Source organism: Caulobacter sp. ErkDOM-C, assembly GCF_048541825.1.
Classification (GTDB): Bacteria; Pseudomonadota; Alphaproteobacteria; order Caulobacterales; family Caulobacteraceae; genus Caulobacter.
In genome coordinates this window covers 1,707,600-1,724,891 of the sequence record NZ_CP183332.1, presented here as the reverse complement: position 1 = coordinate 1,724,891, position 17,292 = coordinate 1,707,600, and the positions used below count along the sequence as shown (strand labels likewise).

The window sequence follows — 17,292 nt, the reverse complement described above, 5'->3', positions numbered from 1 at the left end:
GTCACCACGTCAGGCGTTTGGCGCCAACCGCACCGATCAGTCTGGCGAAGTCCCTGTCGCCAGGGCGAAAGCCGCCACTGGCTTCGTAGCGTCGCGCCGAGAGCAACAGGCCCTGCGGCTTCGTGAACGGCCGGCGAAACCACGGCAGGCCCGGACGCGGCAGGCTGACCGCCTTGTCCCAGCCGGCATTGATCTGCTTTTCCGCCACCGCGCGCCAGCCCTCCGGCAGGATCGCATCCGGCTCCAGCAGCATCAGCCAGTCGCCGCGCGGGCGCTTACAGGCCGCCGCCAGGCGCGCCCCGACATCGTCGCCGGCGGCCACGATCCGCGCGCCGCAGTCCTCGGCGATATCCAGGGTGTCGTCGGTCGAGCCGCCATCGGCCAGCACCACCTCGCGGACCAGACCGTCGACCGCCGCTGTCACAAGGCTGGTGAGACACGGCCCGATCAGGTGGGCGCTGTCGTGGGTGGGGATGACGACGGTGATCATGCCCCCTGCTTCACGGCGTCAGGCCCATTGGTCAAGTCTGGTTCTTGTTATGTTCTCAATTCAAAGCTAGGGTCAGCCCATGCCCGCCCCAGCTCACATGAACCGCGTCGCCCTTCGAGGCCGCGGCGCACGGTCGAACGAGACCAGCCGGTTCGAGAGTTTTCGCTCCGAGGCCTTCGAGGATGGCTGGACCGAGGAGGACGAGGCGGCGCGGCCGCTGACCACCACCATCCAGCCGATGAAATCCAGGACCATCATCGCCAAGAACGACAGCCCCGACATCAGCTTCAATCGCTCGATCAACCCCTACCGAGGCTGCGAGCACGGGTGCGTCTACTGCTACGCACGCCCGGCCCACGCCTATCTGGGCTTGTCGCCGGGCCTGGACTTTGAATCCAAGCTGTTCTTCAAGCCAGAGGCTGGAAAGCTGCTGGAGCGCGAGCTGTCCAAGCCGGCCTACAAGCCGCAGGTCATCCATATCGGCGGCGACACCGACCCCTATCAGCCGCAGGAGAAGACCCTGCGGGTCACCCGCGCAGTCATCGAGACCCTGGCGCGGTTCAACCACCCCTTCACGATCATCACCAAGTCGGCCCTGATCACCCGCGACCTCGACATCCTGGGAGCCATGGCCGAGGCGGGCCTGGTCCGCGCGGCGGTGTCGGTCACCACGCTGGACCGCAGGCTGGCTCGCAGCATGGAGCCGCGCGCCGCCACGCCCGAGCGCAGGATCGATGCGATTCGCCAGCTGGCCTCTGCCGGCGTGCCGGTGACCGTGATGTTCGCGCCGTCTATCCCATCGCTGAACGACCACGAGATGGAAGCGATCCTGCAGCGCGCCGCAGAGGCCGGAGCGACCTCGGCCGGCTATGTGGCCCTGCGCCTGCCGCTGGAGATCAACGACCTGTTCCAGCAGTGGCTGGCTACCGATCACCCCGACCGCGCCAAGCGGGTGATGTCGCTGGTGCGCCAGATGCGCGGCGGCGCGGCCTATGCCTCCGAATGGGGCACGCGCATGACCGGAGAAGGCCCGGTGGCCGAGGTGATGAGCCAGCGGTTTGATGTCGCCCGCCGACGGTTCGGGCTGGATGCGCCGGTGCAGCCCATGGATGTCGGAGCGTTCAAGGTCCCGGCCAAGGCCGGCGACCAGATGAGCCTGTTCTAGATCAGCCGGATCCACCGAGTTTCGGAATTTCGCTGCAACACCCTGACGAACTGAAACTTTCGGCTCGGATATTCAACGCACCTGGCCCGCGTCCGGCGTCAGCCGATCCCGGCGCCGACGACAGCAGCCAGGCGAAACTTTCAAGCCCTGGCCCAACGCGCCTTCAGCCAGCGGCGTACGGGAAGGTCATAGACCTTTAGAACCCCCCAGGCGCTGGCGATGATCAAGATGACCGCAACCGCCAGGAAGAGGCCGGGATAGCCCTTGCCGCCGGCAGCGCGGAAGGCGCGCAGCAGCAGCTCCCACAGCACCCAGTGCAGCGCATACAGCGGATAGGAGATCTCGCCGCTAAACCGGCAGATCGCCCCGGCCCGGCCTTCGGGATCGCGATGCCCCAGCAGCACGATCAGTGGAAACACCACGGCCACGCAGACCAGGTCATAGGTGGCGGTATAGTCCATCGGCGGAACAGCCAGTACCGCCAGCAGCACCAGGGCTAGCAGCCAGGCCGGGGCCGACAGCCGCACATAGGCCTGGATCCGATAGCAGGCCCAGCCCAGGGCGAACGGGAAGATCGTGCGGATGACGCCGATCCAGTAGGTGGCCCGATCCCAGCCGGTCTGCACCCCGCCCATGCCATAGGCGATGCCGATCAGCACCCCGCCCGAAACGACGATGACCAGCACCAGCCACAGGGTCGCCAGACGTCGCGCGGGGAACCACAACGCGCTGGCCAGTAACTCGAGAAACAGCGACCAGGCCGGCGGATTCAAAGGGAAAAGCGGTGAGAAGCTGTCTTCGTCACCGACCCAGATCCTGGGCAGGACCAGAAGCCCCATCAGCAGGCACATCAGGATACTGTCGCGATGCCCGATCATCACCAGGGCACCGGCAACCATCGAGATTGCGATCAGCGGCCAGACCCGGATCAGGCGGGCCCGCATGAAGCTCCCCCAGCTCATGGCGCGCGCGCCATAGGCATGGGCCAGGACAAAGCCGCTGAGGCAGAAGAAGAAGTCCACGGCCAGATAGCCATGGGCCATCAGCCAGGGTCGATAGGTCCAGCCCCCCAGATGGTAGAGCAGCACACCTACCGCCGCGATGCCGCGCAGGCCGTCCAGGGCCTCATAGCGACGCCCGCCGTCGATCGATTGCCCCAACGCGCTCGCCCCCGATACAGGGCCGCTTAGTGCCGCGCCCAGGGCCGTCCGTCCAGCCTCAGGCTTTCTGAAGCAGCATCGCCTTGGTCAGGAAAGCCCGGTCCTCGCTGATCAACCGCAGGCCGGCCCCGCTGAACAGGGCCGCCAGATCGGTCTGGGCGTAGGTCGAATAGTAGGGCTCATGAAAATAGGCCGGAAAGGCTGCCAGCAGGCGGGCCAGGTCGGGCTCGTCGGTCGGCTGCACCGAGTCGACGAAGACCAGAACGCCGCCGGGCTTGAGCACGCGGGCGATGGACGCCGCCACCACCGGCCGCACGCGCGGCGGCAGTTCGTGGAACAGATAGACGCAGCTGACGGCGTCCAGCGATCCGTCGGCGAATGGCAGGGTCTCGATATTGGCCTGCACCCCCCCGACGCCGGCATGACGCCGGGCGCGGGCCAGATAGGCCGGTGAGAGGTCCAGACCCGCCAGGGCGGCGCGCGGAAAGGCCGCCTTGAGGTCGCGCAGGAAGGCGCCGGCCCCGCAGGCGGCATCGACGATACGCAGGTCGCGATGATCAAGGCCGCGCCAATGCCTGGCCAGCAGGGACAGCCCGCGTCGGCGCATGGCGCCGGCCGTTCCGGCGAACAGGGCTTCGACCTGGGCGTCGTAGCGCCGCGCGCTCTCGGCGGTGAACCAGCCGCCGGACTGATAATGGAAGTTCTGGCGATAATAGTTTGGATAGGCTTCCGTTTCAGCCTTTGACCTGATTTCGACGCCATCGCCGCGGCGGCGGCGCTGATCGACAGCCCGGGCGTCTACCAGAAAGTCGAGGGCGCCCAGCAGCGATTTTACCGGCCGGGTCGGCGCGTCTTCCACAGCAGGGTACAGGCCCTCGGCGACATCGCGGGCGTCCTTCTCGAACGCCTCCAGATAGACCTGGCGCAGGCGCGCGGTCGAGACCGGCGGACCCTCAGGCTGGAAGCTTCGCGCCGCTTCGCCCCGGGTCGGCTGGGTGATGGCGCGGGCTAGTCCGCCCGCGGCGCCCCACCAGGCGGCCTTGGCGACAGCCTTGGCGCGCTGTCCGACCGCGTCTAGCGCGAAGGCGCTGCGTTCACGTCGCTCGATGGCCTGATCGTCCATGGTTGCCTCATCGTGAGAAGACCCCAACCAGTTCAATATGGGGCGACCAGACGAACTGGTCCACCGGCAGCACCTTTTCCAGCTTGAAACCGGCGTCGACCAGCAGGCGGGCATCCCGGGCGAAGGTCGCGGGATTGCACGAAACACTGACCACCTTGGCCACCTTGGAGTTGGCGATCTCGACAGTCTGCTCGTAGGCGCCGGCCCGCGGCGGATCGATCACGACCACGTCGGTCTTGGTCAGTTCCATGGTCAGCATCGGGCGGCGGACAAGATCACGAGCCTCGGCGGTGATCGGCTTCAGACCCGGCGCGCCGCCGATTGCGGACTTCAGGGCGGCCACAGCCAGGGCGGCGGAATCGGCGGCATAGACCGCGGCGATCTCGGCCAGGCGGAACGTGAAAGTGCCAGCGCCGCAATAGAGATCCGCGATCCGGGTCGCGCCCTGGGCTGCCTCGACGGCAAAGGCCACCATGGCCTTCTCGGCCTGCGGCACGGCCTGAAGGAAGCTGCCGGGCGACAGGGCCACGACAGCGGGCCCCAGCTTCACCAGCGGCTGGCGAGCCATATAGACGACCTCGCCGGCCAGGGTGACACGCGCGAAGTCACCTTCGCTGGCTGCCATGGCGGCTACCATCCGGGCGTCAGCCGACAGGCCGCCGCTCTTGGCCTCGACGCCGGTGATGTCGATGTCCAGGCCGGTCGCCGTCAGCGTGACATGCAGGGTCGGGGCTGACTTGGGATGTTCCAGGAACGGCTGGGCCAGGCGCGCCAGGGCCGGAAAGGCGGCGACCAGGCGCGGATCAGTGACCGGGCACTCCTCGATCTTCACCAGGTTCCAGGAGCGGCGCTCCTTAAACCCAAGGCGCACGCCGCCTTTGCCGCCCCGGGCGTGCAAAGCCACGCGGCGACGCGATGCGGGTGGGGCCGCGAAGATCGGCAGGATCTCCGTCTCCAGGCCCTCGTGCGAGAGTTGGACGCGGACCAACTCGGACTTCCAGTCCAGATACGGCTGCTGGGCCCAGTGCTGGCTTGTGCAGCCGCCACATTCGCCGAAGTGCTTGCACGACGGCGTCACGCGGTCGGGGCTGTCGTCGAGGATCTCAAGCAGCTCGCCGCGCGAACCGTCCATCTTCACCCGCGCCCGTTCGCCGGGCAGGGTCAGGGGGACAAACACCGGGCCTTCTCGGACGATGCCGTCGCCCTGGGCGCCGACGGCGTCGATGATCACTTCACGCATTCCGTATCCAATCTCGCGGCGGGAACCTTCGAGGGAACCCGCCCTTTCAAGCCCATGGGCCATGCGGGCCCCGGACGCGGAGGCCCGATGGCCCCTTCGGGGGTGTCCATACCCTCAAAAGGGTCTGTTGGCATGGACGAAGATGAACACCTCGCTCAACGACCGTTCATGTTCGCGCGACCATGGTGGAGCGTCGGGTGGTCGAGGCTTACTTTCGGCTGACCTAAAAATGCCATCAGTAAGCTTGAGACAGTCGCCATGACCAACAGGACGCCGACCATGAAGATCGCTCTGTGCGCCGCCATCGCGGCCGTCGCCGCCGGTGCTTTCGCCCCAACCTTCGCCAGCGCCCAGGCCTATGGCCAACCCAGCTATCGGGGCGGCGCCTATGACAACAACGGCTACTATTACGATCCCTGCCGCCGCAGCACGACGCAGCGCGGCACGGGCGGCGGTCTGGCCGGCGCGGGTCTGGGCGCGGCGATCGGCGGCAGCGTTGCGGGCAATGGCGCCAAGACCGAAGGCGCCGTCCTAGGCGGCCTGCTGGGCGCGGTGATCGGCAGCAAAATCGGCAGGAACTCGGCGGCCTGCGCCTCGGGCGCAACCCCTCCGCCTCCCCCGCCGACGGCCTATAATCGCTACGACAATGGCTACGACGCTCGCCCCTATGACGATCCTCGCTACGAGGACGCGCGTCGCGAGGCCGACCGCGACGCCTATCGGCAGGATTCCTATTCGTACCGGGTCGATCAGCGCTCGGCCGACATCAATGGCTGCACCCTGGCTGAGAGCCCGATCTACCTGCCCGACGGTCGCGTCCAGAAGCGCTTCGTGCGCGTCTGCCCCGACGCCCAGGGCCGCTTCCAGGTTGTCGACTAGAGCATCGCGCGGAAAAGTGGACGCCGGTTTTCCGCAAAAGCGATGCGAAAACAAAAGCTAGAGCGGGGCGTGCGATTCCCTTTTCGCGCGCGCCGCTCTAGGCTCGCCAGCCCTTGACCTGACTGCACGGCAGACGGCCGCTCGCCCCGCTTGAGCGGCCGTTTCCTATCGGCGGCGCGCCCAGACCAGGCTCTCGACCTGGCCGTCGCCCCCGGTGATCGGGCTTTCATCCTCGCCCATCACGGTCCAGCCCGACTCTTCGAGGAAGTCGACGATCTCGCGGCGCACCCGGGCGATGGTCTGGGGATCCTTGACCAGCCCGTTCTTGCCGACATGGCCTTTGCCCGCCTCGAACTGCGGCTTGACCAGGGTGACAAGGTCGGCGCCCGACGAGGCCAGCGCCAAGGCGGCTGGAAGCGCCTTGGTCATCGAGATGAAGCTGACGTCGCTGACGATCAGCTCGGGATCTTCCTCGATCCAGCTGGTGTCGAGGATGCGGGCGTCGGTGCCCGACAGGTCGACCACCCGCTCGTCATTGATCAGGCTGTGATGCAACTGCTCGCGCCCGACATCGACCGCATAGACCTTGGCCGCGCCGCGCGACAGCAGCACCTCGGTAAAGCCGCCGGTCGAGGCACCGACGTCGACGGCGACCTTGCCCTCGACAGTGATCGGCCAGAGGTCCAGGGCGTGAACCAGCTTCAGCGCGCCACGCCCGACCCAGGGATGGGCCAGCGAGGCGCGAATCGACACGTGCTCTTCCACCATCTCGGAGGGCTTGAGGACGACGACGCCATCGGCGCGCACCAGTCCGGCCTCGATGGCCTCACGGGCCTTGGCGCGGCTGTCGAACAGGCCGCGCTCCATCATCAGAACATCTACACGTCTACGGGTCATGGACCGCCTCTAGCACGGACTTGCGGTCGCGGTCGCTTCAGGTTCAACTGAACGCCGTTCACCGGCGCGCCAAGACGCCGGTCGCCTGGGAGGAATTTTCATGCACTTCAGTCGCCGCGGCCTGCTGGCCGCCTCCGCCGCGATCGCCGCCGCGCCCTCCGTCGAGGCCAAGCCCAAGTCCGCCAGTCAGCCCGCCTGGACGCCCGACGCCACCGAAATCGCCGGCCGCATCCGTCGCAAGGAGGTCAGCGTCGCCGAGGTGGTCGAAGAGGCCATCCGCAAGGCCGAGGCCCTGCAGCCCAAGGTCGGGGCCATCGTCACCTCCGACTTCGACCGCGCGATGGACAAGGCCAAGGGGGGACAGCTCTCCGGCCCGTTCGCCGGCGTGCCTTTCCTGATCAAGGACCTGGACGCCTATACCGGCTTGCCAACGCGTTATGGCTCGCGCAGTTCGATGGGCGCGCAGCCTGAAAAGGCGCAGACCGCCTTTGTCGACGCCTATGACCGGGCGGGCCTGGTGGTGATCGGCAAGTCGACGACGCCGGAATACGGCTTCCTGCCGACGACCGAGCCGATGGGTTTTCTGCCCACGCGCAATCCCTGGAACCTGAACCATTCCTCAGGCGGTTCATCCGGTGGCGCCGCGGCGGCGACCGCCTCCGGGATCGTGCCCTTCGCCCATTCCAGCGACGGCGGCGGCTCAATCCGTATCCCGGCCTCCAATTGTGGTCTGTTTGGTCTCAAGCCTTCGCGCGGTCGGATGATCCAGGGCCGGCCCGGCGACCGCGGTGTCGACCTCTCCGTGGCCCATTGCGTCAGCCACAGCGTGCGCGATTCGGCGGCCCTGTTCGCGGCCAGCGAGCGCACAGCGGCGGGTTCGCCCTTTGCACCGGTCGGGGTGGTCACCGAACCCCTGAAGAAGCGCCTCAAGGTCGGCCTGCTGTTCGAGACCGGCACCGGCCAAAAGCCCGACGCCGAGGTCATTGCCGCCGTCGAGGGCGCGGCCAAGCTGATGGCCAGCCTGGGGCATCATGTCGAACCCACGCGCTGGCCCATGGACGGAGACCAGTTTGGCCGGGACTTCACCGCCCTGTGGTCCACCGGCGCGGCCGAACTTGCAGCCGGCGTCAGCAAGGCCATGGGCCGCAAGGCAGACGCCACGGTGCTGGAGCCCTTCACCCTGGGCATGGCCGAACTGGTCGCCGGCCTGAAGCCGGGTGACATCGAGGCTGCCGTCGGCCGGCTGCAGGCCTCGGCCAAGGCCTACGACACCTGGCTGACCCAGTATGACGTGATCCTGTCGCCCGTCCTGGGCAGTCCGCCGGCCGAGCTGGGCTTCGTCGGCGGCTCGGTGCCGTTCGATACTCTGCAGGCCCGCCTGATGCACTATGTCGGCTATACGCCGGTGCACAATGTCGCCGGCGCTGCGGCCATGAGCGTCCCCCTGCACTGGACGGCGACGGGCCTGCCCGTCGGGGTGCACTTCGCTGCACGCATCGGCGCCGAGAAGCTGTTGTTCCAGCTAGCCTATCAACTGGAGGCAGCCCAGCCCTGGGCCCATCGCAAGCCGCCGACCTCGCTCTAGGTCGACGGGGCGAGCGGGTGCGTCAAGCGCACCCGCTCGCCTTGCGCGCCTGCACGTCGGCCAGGATGTCGGCAATGACGTCGAAGTCCATCCTGTCGGGCTTGCGCCAGCGAATGCAGCCCTTGCCGCAGCTGGCCGCGCCCAGGCGATCGCCGAAGCGCTCGACCGCCCCCTGCCCCGCATAGAGCGCGATATGCTGCTTCTGGCTGTTGAAGGCGATCCAGGGGGCCCTGGCGTCGCCATAGGCCGGCATGCCAAACGCCATCAGCTCGCTGTCGGCCCCGAAGGTCTCGCGGCACAGAGATCGAAGGCGGTCCAGCGCCGGGCGGCGGTCGGGCGAGACCTCCGACATGAAGTCATCGACGCTCGCCGCCTTCGACTGGACCATGGTCGCCTCCGCAGAGGGTTCTAGCCCTCGACAAACACCTTCTTGAGTTCGTTCTTCATGATCTTGCCATTGGCGTTGCGGGGCAAGGTCTCGTGCCAGAACACCACCTTGACCGGCACCTTGAAGGCCGCAAGGCGTTCGGCGACAAAGGCGCGCAGCTCGGCCTCGGTGGCGTGGGCGCCGGGCTTGAGGGTGACCACGGCCGCCGGCTCTTCGCCCAGGGTCTTGTGCTCTATGCCGACCAGGGCCGCGTCCATCACCGCAGGGTGATCGTAAAGGCAGTTCTCGACCTCGATGCAGTAGATGTTCTCGCCGCCCCGGATCAGCATGTCCTTGGCGCGGTCGATGATGAAGCAGAAGCCCTCGGCGTCGAGGCGCGCCAGATCGCCGGTCTTCACCCAGCCGTCGACAAAGGTCTGAGCGGTGGCTTCCGGCTTGTTCCAGTAGCCACGCACGACCTGCGGGCCGCGGCACCACAGCTCGCCCACCTCGCCGATCGGCAGCTCGCGATGCGGCTCCTCGACGGTCATGATCTTCAGGTCGGTGACCGGCACGGCCGGGCCGCAGCTGTCGGGACGATTTTCATAGTCTTCGGCCGAGTTGCTGGTGGCGGTGGCCGAGGTCTCGGTCATGCCCCAGCCATTGCCCGGAGCGGCCGTGGGCCAGACTTCCTTGATCTTGCGCACCAGCTCCGGAGCCGACGGTGCGCCGCCGTAGGACACCGACTCGACGGACGACAGATCATAGTTGGCGCGATTGGGATGCTCGATGATCTGCCAGGCGATGGTGGGCACGCCGCCAATCTGGGTCAGGCGTTCGTCCTCGATCAACTGCATGGCCTTGTCGGGATCCCACTTGCGGATCATGGCCAGCTTGGCGCCGCCGAACAGCGAGGGGTTCAGCACAGCGAAACAGCCGGTGGCGTGGAAGAACGGCACCGAGATCAGCGAGCCGCGCTGTGGACCGGTGGGATCGGGCTCGGGCGGCGCCTCGCCACGGCGCAGGAAGCTGCGCGCGCCGGCGGCCGCGGCGGCGAAGATGTTGCTGTTGACGTTGCGATGGGTCCCGATGGCGCCCTTGGGCTTCCCCGTCGTGCCCGACGTGTAGAAGATGGTCGCGTCGTCATCGGCCGTCAGCGGCACGGTCGAAAGGGGCTTCTCTTCAAGGGCGGCCCAGTCATTCGGGCTGCCGATCACCGCCTCTATATGCGTCACGGAGGGGTGGCTGATCTCTTCGGGCGAGCGGCTCACATAGACGCTCTTGAGGTCTGGGCAGTTGTGCAGGTGTTCGGTCAGGCGCTCATAGCGCTCGACATCGACCACCAGGGTCTTGGCGCCGGAATCCAGCAGGCCATATTCCAGCTCCGCACCCGTCCACCAGGCGTTCAGCGGCGTGACGATCGCGCCGATCGACAGGGCGCCGTAGAAGGCCACCGGCCATTCGGGCAGGTTGCGCATGACGATGGCGACGCGGTCGCCCTTCTGCACGCCCTTGGCGGTCAGTTCAGCGGCGAACACGGTGGCGGCGCGGTAGAAGGCTTCAAAGCTGACCCGCTCGTCCTCATGCACCATGAAGATCTTCTCGCCATGGGCGCGGCCCAGGACCAGGGTGTCGCGCAGGGTCGGCGGAGCGTTCTTCCAGACCCGGGTGTTCACGCCGCGAATCTCGATCTCTTCCATCTCCCCCGCCGTGCCCGGCTGGGTGATCATGGCGTAGGCCTGCTGAACCGACATGGCGGGCCACGGGATGGAAGTGGGGGTGGCCTGGGTCATCGTTACTCTCCCGGTGTGGTCGCGCCTTATTCAATGAGCGCGTTCGGTAGCGAGAAAGCACAGCGGGCGACGCGATGCAAACGTCCGTTCGAACGTAAGGGAACAATGATAAGTTATAAGACTTCCGGAAGGGAACGTCCGCGTTCCTGCGTTCTCTGAAAGCCGGTTCATGGGCATGAAGCCGCGCCTCACGCGGCCCGACCGCTGAGTTGATGGGGAGGATGCGAAGCGCCCGGGCCTCGCCCGGATGATTTGCAGAATAAGTACCGTTTCGACGAAGGCAGACGCTTCGCGCGGCCGTTATCCGATGAGCCATCGAGGCGCGGGGTTTTAACCCGCTCCCGATTTCGGCCCCCGACGGGCGGAGGATTGGCTTCCTCCGGACCGCCTGGGCGATTTCAGCCCAGGCCTGTTGCGCTCATCGAACCCTCGCCGCCTGGGTTTTCGTCCCGATGTTTCAGGGAACCCGTCCAGATCTGTCGCCAAGGCGGTCACTGAAGACCCCCGAAGAGCGCTACCCGCTCGACCACACCTGACAGCCGCATCGGTCGCCGTACGAGCGCCCTCCCCGTGCCTTCAGGTGAGATTGATTATGCGGCAGGTTTGAGCGCCGAGGATTGGCGCGCTCGATTTTTTATTAGGGGTCTGATTGGGTTGAGGTTTTTGTGGACTTGGACGGGGATAAACTGCGCCCAATCCCCGTGCTTGCCGCTTCCGAGCTGCGAAGCGGGTCAGGAGGGGCCTGCGGCGTCGGCCGGGCATGCACCACCTCCGCGCCGGCGGGCTCACCCGACGTTTTCACACCGCCTAGATCTCTTTCGACCCCTGATCGCCCGCGCATGCCGGATGACTCAACCTTAACTCGACACTCGCCGAGCGCCAGGCGATGAGCGGAAAGGGGGAGATAAATGTCATGCGTGATCGCAAGCGTGTCGGCGCGACCTTCTACGGGGCGTTCGCGGTCATCGCGGTGGCGACCTACCTGATACACGAGGCGGCGCACTGGCTGGTGGGGACCGCGCTCGGCTACCAGCTGTCCTACGGCATCAACAGTGTTGTCCCCGGCTCCGCCATGACGGCGACAGACCACATGCTGATGTCGGCGGCGGGTCCCGCTGTCACCATCCTCATCGCGCTGGGCGCTTTCGTGTTGGTGATGCGGCGGCAAAGCCTGACCGCCTATGCGGCGCTCTATTTTGCCCTTTTCATGCGGATAACGGCGGCGGGCGTCAGCGTGTTCAACTTGAACGATGAGGCGCGGATCAGTGACATGCTCGGCTGGGGGCCATGGTCGCTGCCCAGTGCGGTCATCCTCGTCCTGCTGATCCCCACCGTCATCGCGAGCCGCCATCTGAGGCTGTCGTGGAAGGTCAACGTCCTGGCCTATGCTGTGTCCAGCGTGGTCACTGCGGCGGTCGTCGGCCTCGACATGGTCCACAGGGGCATGGTCTAGCCATCGCCCTGCCCCGTGCCTGAGAGCCGCCCCAAATCAATAGGACCAGGGCAGCCGTCGGACTGTACCCTTACCCCACCGCGGCCAGCCGCGAGAGGGCCGCTTCCAGCTTGGCCTTGGCGGCCTCGGCTTCGGCGAGGCGTTCGCGGTTTTCGGTAATCGCCTCTTCCTTGGCGCGAGCCAGGAAGTCGGGATTGCCCAGCTTCTTGGCGGCCTTGTCGATATCGACGGCGTGGCCGGCGATCTCCTTGGTCAGGCGGGCCTTTTCGGCCGCCAGATCGATGAACTCCGCGATGGCCAGGGCGCCAGTCGCCTCGCCCAGCACGAAGGGCACGGCGCCGGTCGGCGGGGCGTCGGCCTCGCGGGCGCTGTCCAGGCGGGCCAGGGTCAGCAGCAGATCGCGGTGACGGGCCAGGCGGGCCTTGGTTTCGGCACTGGCGCCGATCAGGGTCAGCGGCGGCTTGGCGCCGGGCGGCACGTTCATCTCGGCGCGGACCGAGCGGATCTCGCTGACGGTGTCGACCAGCCAGCCGATCTCGGCCTCGGCGTCGGCGTCGATCCAGCTTTCCGGAAGCTCCGGCCACTTTTCGACGATCAGCATGCCGTCGCGCGGCGCGCCGAACTCGGCGGTCTTGTCCCACAGCTCCTCGGTTATGAACGGCATCACCGGGTGCAGGAGCTTGAGGATCACATCCAGGGCCCAGGCGGCCGTGGCGCGAGTCTCGGCCTTGGCGGCGGCGTCATCGCCATTGAGGATCGGCTTGGCCAGTTCCAGATACCAGTCGCAGAACACGTTCCAGATGAACTTGTAGAGCGCGCTGGCCGCCGCATCGAAGGCCGGTGCCTCAAGGGCGCGCGTCACCTCGGCGACGGTCTTGACCGTCTCGCCGCGGATCCACCTGTTGATCGGCTGCTGCACAGTCGCGGGATCGAAGCCCTCGACGCGGACGCACTCGTTCATCTGGGCGAAACGCGAGGCGTTCCACAGCTTGGTGCCGAAGTTGCGATAGCCTTCGATGCGTTGCTTGCTCAGCTTGATGTCGCGGGCCTGGCCCGACATCGCCGTCATGGTGAAGCGCACCGCGTCGCAGCCCAGCTCGTCGATCAGGACCAGCGGGTCCATCACATTGCCCTTGGACTTGCTCATCTTGGCGCCCTTCTCGTCACGGACGAGGGCGTTGATGAACACCTGCTTGAACGGGACTTCGCCCATGAAGTGGATGCCCATCATCATCATCCGGGCGACCCAGAAGAAGATGATGTCGAAGCCGGTGACCAGGGTGCTGGTCGGGTAGAAGCGGGCCAGGTCCTCGGTCTTTTCCGGCCAGCCCAGGGTCGAGAACGGCCACAGGGCCGACGAGAACCAGGTGTCGAGGACGTCTTCGTCGCGCTTGAGTTCCGTGGGCGAGCCATAGTGCGCCGTGGCGGCGGCGATCGCTTCTTCCTCGGTCTCCTCGACGAAGATGTGGCCGTCAGGACCAAACCACGCCGGGATCCGGTGGCCCCACCAGAGCTGACGCGAGACGCACCAGGGCTCGATGTTGCGCAGCCAGTCGAAATAGGTCTTTTCCCAGTGCCTGGGCTCGAAAACGGTGTCGCCGTTCTCGACGGCCTTCAGGGCCGGCTGGGCCAGGGTCTTGGCGTCGACGTACCACTGGTCGGTCAGGAAGGGCTCGATGACCACGCCCGAACGGTCGCCGTGCGGGACCATGTGCTTGGTCTTCTCGATCTCCTTGAGCCAGCCCTCTTCCTCGGCGCGGGCGACGATGGCCTTGCGCGCGACGAAGCGGTCCAGGCCGACATAGTCGGCCGGAACGCTGTCATTGAGCTTGGCCTCGACGGTCAGGATGTTGATGACTTCCAGCCCTGCCCGCTTGCCAACGCCAAAGTCGTTGAAGTCATGGGCCGGGGTGATCTTCACCGCGCCGGAACCCTTGGTCGGGTCGGCATAGTCGTCGGCGACGATCGGGATGCGACGGCCGACGATCGGCAGGGTCACGAACTTGCCGACCAGGTCCTTGTAGCGCTCATCGGTCGGATGAACCGCGACGCCGGTGTCGCCCAGCATGGTCTCGGGACGGGTGGTGGCCACGACGATATAGTCGCGGGTCTCGTTCTCCGTCGCCTTGCCCTCGTCGTCGAAGGCGATGGGGTGCTGATAGGTGACGCCGTCAGCCAGCGGATAGGCGAAGTGCCAGTAGTGCCCGTCGACCTCCTTCTGCTCGACCTCGAGGTCAGAGATGGCGGTCTGGAACTGCGGGTCCCAATTGACCAGGCGCTTGTCGCGATAGAGCAGGTTCTGTTTGTACAGCTGGACGAACACCTTGCGGACGGCGGCCGACAGGCCCTCGTCCAGGGTGAAGCGTTCCCGCGACCAGTCGCAGCTGGCGCCCAGGCGGCGCAGCTGATTGACGATCGTGCCGCCGCTTTCGGCCTTCCATTCCCAGATCTTCTCGACAAAAGCCTCGCGGCCCATGTCGCGGCGACCCACATTGCCGGCGGCCGCCAGCTGACGCTCGACCACCATCTGGGTGGCGATGCCCGCATGGTCGGTGCCCGGCAGCCACAGGGCGGCCTTGCCGCGCATGCGGTGGAAGCGCGTCATCACGTCCTGCAGCGTGTTGTTCAGCGCGTGGCCGATGTGCAGCGAGCCCGTCACATTGGGTGGCGGGATGACGATCACGAACGGCTCGGCGTTCGGGTCCTCGCTGGGCTTGAAGGCCCCGGAGGCCTCCCAGGCGGCGTACAGGCGGGGTTCAACGGCTTTGGGATCGAAGGTCTTGTCAAGCATGGCGGTGCGGGTATGCCATCTGCGGCCGCCGCGCGAAACCGGGCGACCTGGATTCAGGAACAATTTGAACGGAAAAAGGCGGCCGCCACAGCGACCGCCTCTTCAGGTTTAGAGGTTCGCGCCCGGCCAAGGCCAGGGCGCGACCCGATTTTAGCCGCGACCGCGCGCGATGCGGTGGACTTCTTCCTCGACCTTGGCCTCGACGATGCGCGGCAGGTTCTGGTCCAGCCATTCCTTGAGCAGCGGGCGCAGCAGTTCGCGCACGACGTCTTCCAGGGTGCGACCGTCCTTGGGCATCAGCAGGGCCGAGCTCAGGCTGCCGAACGCGCTGGCGGCCAGACCGGCGGCGTGATCGCCGACCAGGTTGTCGGCAACCTCGTCGCGATTGAACGCCGGAGCGGGCGGCGTGTAGACGGGTTCCGGCTCGGGCGCAGGCGGCGAATAGACGTCCAGGTCGCCGACACTCTCGACCGGCTCGGGCGGGATCGGATCGGTCAGGTCCAGCACGTCGTCCTCAACCGGCTCCTGATACTCAGGCTCGGGTACAGGGGCAGGCGCGGGAGCCGGCGCTGGGACCTCGGGCTCCGCCGGAGCGTCATCTTCGGAGATGATGCGCCGGATGGAGGCGAGGATCTCCTCCATTGTCGGTTCTTGGGAGCTCTGGTCGGACATGTGCGGGGGCCGTCGGTAAAGAGGTACGAATCCTTGCGCACCCCAAGGGGCGCTTACCCCCGATGGTGCAGACTTGCGCGGCTTAAGCAAGCGCAAGGATCGCAGGTGGGCGAAATCGACGCGGCGAGGCTTATTTCGAGGACGGCTTTGTGGAGGGCGCTCCGACCTTGTCGATCACCTGCACCACCGGCTCCCACGGCACCCAACCCAGGGCGTGGTTGACGCGGTTGTAGGACGTCTTGGGATCATAGCGGGCGACGTCCGGGGCCAGTGCGGCGATGTCGAGCGCGCCCATGGCCTGCAGCACGGCGGCGCTGGCGAGGTACTCATCGCGACGGGCCGAGACCAGGGCCAGCTCGGCCGAGCGCAGTTCCTGCTGGGCGTTGAGGACGTCCAGCGTGGTGCGCAGGCCCACCTGCTGCTCCTGGCGAACGCCTTCGAAGGCGATACGGGCGGCCCGGACCTGCTCCTCGTTCGAAACCAGGTTCGAGCGTGACGCCAACAGATTGCTCCAGGCGTTCGACACCGACTGCAGGGCGGCGCGCTTTGCGCCCTCCACGGCGATGCGAGCGGCGTTTTCGCGCTCGGCGGCGGCGCGGACCTGAGAGGAAATCAGACCGCCCGTGAACAGCGGGATCGATGCGCTGACGGCCCCGGTCACCTGACGGTCATAGTCGCCGAACTGGTCGCCACGACCATTGGTCTCGCTGGCGTCGTAGCCCAGCGAAGCACGGGCCGACACGGTCGGACGGCGCGAGGCGCGGGCCGACGCGACGCGGGCCGCTGCAGCCCGTTCGTTGAAACGGGCGGCGGCAACTTGCGGATTGTTGTTTTCGGCGGCGTCGAAGGCCTGCTCCACCGTCGGCGGCAGCAAGGCGGCCAGCGAGGGCTCGGCGACCAGATCGGTCGGGTTCTGGCCGACGATCGCCGCATAGCTGGCGCGGCTGATGGAAAGCTGGGCCTGGGCCGAGCTCAGCGCGGCCTGGGCCGCCGCGCGGCGCGCCTGCGACTGGGCGACGTCGGTGCGGGTGATCTCGCCCACTTCGAAGCGGGCGTTGGATTCCTCCAACTGTCGACCCAGCACCTCGACATTCTCTTGCGAGATACGCAGGCGCTCCTGGTCACGCCGAACATCGATATAGGCCTGGATCACGCCGATCAGGACGTTCTGCTCGATGTTGCGAAGGCCTTCGCGGGACGCCATGACATCGGCTTCCGCCGCAGTCAGGTTGGCGCTGGCCTTGCCGCCGGTATAGAGCGCCTGGCTGATCGACAGGGTCGCGCCGCTGCCCGAGTTCTCGATGCGCGTACCGCCGCTGGGCTCGCTCTGCGACCCGTTCACGTCAGCCGAGAGGCTGGCCGTCGGCCTGAAAGCGGTTTTGGCTTGCACGACGCTTTCGTCGGTGGCGCGCTGGGCGGCGCGCTGTTGCTGCAGCGTGGGATTGGTCTGATACGCCAGGGCGATAGCGTTGGTCAGCGTCTCGGCCTGGGCGGCGGACACGAAGCCGGCCATCAGGCCCAAGCTGCAAGCGGCGGCCAACAATCCGGCCCGGCGGCTATTCGACATCAAGTTCTATCCCCAAGACACGCGAAGCTCGCGCCCGCACTTAACATATGATCGCGTGTAGGGCTGAGCGCCACCGGCCGCCAGTTAAGCTTTTTTCACGCTCACGTTGC

14 protein-coding genes are annotated in these 17,292 nt (G+C 66.8%); 4 read left to right on the top strand and 10 right to left on the bottom strand.

Going from position 1 to position 17,292, the window contains the following annotated elements:
* Nucleotide 1 precedes the first annotated feature (1 nt).
* The gene (locus tag ACN2C8_RS08470; protein ID WP_419255431.1) at nucleotides 2–490 is read right to left on the bottom strand and encodes a glycosyltransferase; all 489 of its coding nucleotides are present in this window, start codon (nucleotides 488–490) and stop codon (nucleotides 2–4) included.
* Between the two features lie 79 nt (nucleotides 491–569).
* Between ACN2C8_RS08470 and ACN2C8_RS08465 the strand changes: the two genes are divergently transcribed.
* Nucleotides 570–1,655 carry a PA0069 family radical SAM protein gene (locus tag ACN2C8_RS08465; RefSeq protein WP_419255429.1) on the top strand — a complete coding sequence of 362 codons (1,086 nt, stop codon included), beginning with the start codon at nucleotides 570–572 and terminating at the stop codon, nucleotides 1,653–1,655.
* A 140-nt stretch (nucleotides 1,656–1,795) separates the two neighbouring features.
* Here the strand turns inward: ACN2C8_RS08465 and ACN2C8_RS08460 are convergent, their stop codons facing one another.
* The 3 genes from ACN2C8_RS08460 to ACN2C8_RS08450 are packed head-to-tail and all read right to left on the bottom strand — an operon-like array spanning nucleotide 1,796 to nucleotide 5,178.
* Nucleotides 1,796–2,815, bottom strand: coding sequence for an acyltransferase family protein (locus ACN2C8_RS08460; RefSeq protein WP_419255427.1), 1,020 nt, complete (start codon nucleotides 2,813–2,815; stop codon nucleotides 1,796–1,798).
* 58 nt (nucleotides 2,816–2,873) lie between these two features.
* Nucleotides 2,874–3,938: a class I SAM-dependent methyltransferase gene (locus tag ACN2C8_RS08455; protein WP_419255425.1), complete on the bottom strand. Its 1,065-nt coding sequence runs from the start codon at nucleotides 3,936–3,938 to the stop codon at nucleotides 2,874–2,876.
* A 7-nt stretch (nucleotides 3,939–3,945) separates the two neighbouring features.
* Nucleotides 3,946–5,178, bottom strand: a complete 1,233-nt coding sequence (locus ACN2C8_RS08450) for a class I SAM-dependent RNA methyltransferase (protein WP_419255423.1) — start codon at nucleotides 5,176–5,178, stop codon at nucleotides 3,946–3,948.
* A 258-nt stretch (nucleotides 5,179–5,436) separates the two neighbouring features.
* Here ACN2C8_RS08450 and ACN2C8_RS08445 point away from each other — a divergent pair, with 258 nt between their 5' ends.
* A complete protein-coding gene (locus ACN2C8_RS08445) occupies nucleotides 5,437–6,057 on the top strand; it encodes a hypothetical protein (RefSeq protein ID WP_419255422.1) in 621 nt (206 codons plus the stop codon).
* 165 nt (nucleotides 6,058–6,222) lie between these two features.
* On the opposite strand, the gene ACN2C8_RS08440 is transcribed toward ACN2C8_RS08445, so the two are convergent.
* Complete coding sequence (locus ACN2C8_RS08440; protein ID WP_419255420.1) at nucleotides 6,223–6,954, bottom strand: TlyA family RNA methyltransferase; 732 nt, start codon at nucleotides 6,952–6,954, stop codon at nucleotides 6,223–6,225.
* 100 nt (nucleotides 6,955–7,054) lie between these two features.
* Between ACN2C8_RS08440 and ACN2C8_RS08435 the strand changes: the two genes are divergently transcribed.
* Entirely contained in the window at nucleotides 7,055–8,539 is a 1,485-nt protein-coding gene (locus tag ACN2C8_RS08435) for an amidase (protein WP_419255419.1), read from the top strand.
* A gap of 22 nt (nucleotides 8,540–8,561) precedes the next feature.
* Here ACN2C8_RS08435 and ACN2C8_RS08430 read toward each other — a convergent pair whose 3' ends face one another.
* Nucleotides 8,562–8,927 (bottom strand): iron chaperone, encoded by a 366-nt coding sequence (locus tag ACN2C8_RS08430; protein WP_419255417.1) that lies wholly within the window; start codon nucleotides 8,925–8,927, stop codon nucleotides 8,562–8,564.
* A 20-nt stretch (nucleotides 8,928–8,947) separates the two neighbouring features.
* Nucleotides 8,948–10,699, bottom strand: a complete 1,752-nt coding sequence (locus ACN2C8_RS08425) for a class I adenylate-forming enzyme family protein (protein ID WP_419255415.1) — start codon at nucleotides 10,697–10,699, stop codon at nucleotides 8,948–8,950.
* Between the two features lie 913 nt (nucleotides 10,700–11,612).
* On the opposite strand from ACN2C8_RS08425, the gene ACN2C8_RS08420 reads away from it, so the two are divergent.
* Nucleotides 11,613–12,152, top strand: coding sequence for a hypothetical protein (locus tag ACN2C8_RS08420; protein ID WP_419255413.1), 540 nt, complete (start codon nucleotides 11,613–11,615; stop codon nucleotides 12,150–12,152).
* A gap of 70 nt (nucleotides 12,153–12,222) precedes the next feature.
* On the opposite strand, the gene ACN2C8_RS08415 is transcribed toward ACN2C8_RS08420, so the two are convergent.
* The 3 genes from ACN2C8_RS08415 to ACN2C8_RS08405 all read right to left on the bottom strand — a co-directional run bounded on the left by ACN2C8_RS08415 (nucleotide 12,223) and on the right by ACN2C8_RS08405 (nucleotide 17,182).
* Nucleotides 12,223–14,943, bottom strand: coding sequence for a valine--tRNA ligase (locus ACN2C8_RS08415; RefSeq protein ID WP_419255411.1), 2,721 nt, complete (start codon nucleotides 14,941–14,943; stop codon nucleotides 12,223–12,225).
* Nucleotides 14,944–15,093: 150 nt separating this feature from the next.
* Nucleotides 15,094–15,615: a DUF2497 domain-containing protein gene (locus ACN2C8_RS08410; protein ID WP_419255409.1), complete on the bottom strand. Its 522-nt coding sequence runs from the start codon at nucleotides 15,613–15,615 to the stop codon at nucleotides 15,094–15,096.
* A gap of 130 nt (nucleotides 15,616–15,745) precedes the next feature.
* On the bottom strand, nucleotides 15,746–17,182 hold the full coding sequence (locus ACN2C8_RS08405; RefSeq protein WP_419255407.1) for a TolC family outer membrane protein: 1,437 nt from the start codon (nucleotides 17,180–17,182) through the stop codon (nucleotides 15,746–15,748).
* Between the last annotated feature and the right edge of the window lie 110 nt (nucleotides 17,183–17,292).

What these genes read in the sequence shown, in the direction of transcription:
- ACN2C8_RS08470 (WP_419255431.1), bottom strand. Translation starts at nt 490, where the DNA reads ATGATCACCGTCGTCATCCCCACCCACGACAGCGCCCACCTGATCGGG.
- ACN2C8_RS08465 (WP_419255429.1), top strand. Translation starts at nt 570, where the DNA reads ATGCCCGCCCCAGCTCACATGAACCGCGTCGCCCTTCGAGGCCGCGGC.
- ACN2C8_RS08455 (WP_419255425.1), bottom strand. Translation starts at nt 3,938, where the DNA reads ATGGACGATCAGGCCATCGAGCGACGTGAACGCAGCGCCTTCGCGCTA.
- ACN2C8_RS08450 (WP_419255423.1), bottom strand. Translation starts at nt 5,178, where the DNA reads ATGCGTGAAGTGATCATCGACGCCGTCGGCGCCCAGGGCGACGGCATC.
- ACN2C8_RS08445 (WP_419255422.1), top strand. Translation starts at nt 5,437, where the DNA reads ATGACCAACAGGACGCCGACCATGAAGATCGCTCTGTGCGCCGCCATC.
- ACN2C8_RS08440 (WP_419255420.1), bottom strand. Translation starts at nt 6,954, where the DNA reads ATGACCCGTAGACGTGTAGATGTTCTGATGATGGAGCGCGGCCTGTTC.
- ACN2C8_RS08435 (WP_419255419.1), top strand. Translation starts at nt 7,055, where the DNA reads ATGCACTTCAGTCGCCGCGGCCTGCTGGCCGCCTCCGCCGCGATCGCC.
- ACN2C8_RS08430 (WP_419255417.1), bottom strand. Translation starts at nt 8,927, where the DNA reads ATGGTCCAGTCGAAGGCGGCGAGCGTCGATGACTTCATGTCGGAGGTC.
- ACN2C8_RS08425 (WP_419255415.1), bottom strand. Translation starts at nt 10,699, where the DNA reads ATGACCCAGGCCACCCCCACTTCCATCCCGTGGCCCGCCATGTCGGTT.
- ACN2C8_RS08420 (WP_419255413.1), top strand. Translation starts at nt 11,613, where the DNA reads ATGCGTGATCGCAAGCGTGTCGGCGCGACCTTCTACGGGGCGTTCGCG.
- ACN2C8_RS08415 (WP_419255411.1), bottom strand. Translation starts at nt 14,943, where the DNA reads ATGCTTGACAAGACCTTCGATCCCAAAGCCGTTGAACCCCGCCTGTAC.
- ACN2C8_RS08410 (WP_419255409.1), bottom strand. Translation starts at nt 15,615, where the DNA reads ATGTCCGACCAGAGCTCCCAAGAACCGACAATGGAGGAGATCCTCGCC.
- ACN2C8_RS08405 (WP_419255407.1), bottom strand. Translation starts at nt 17,182, where the DNA reads ATGTCGAATAGCCGCCGGGCCGGATTGTTGGCCGCCGCTTGCAGCTTG.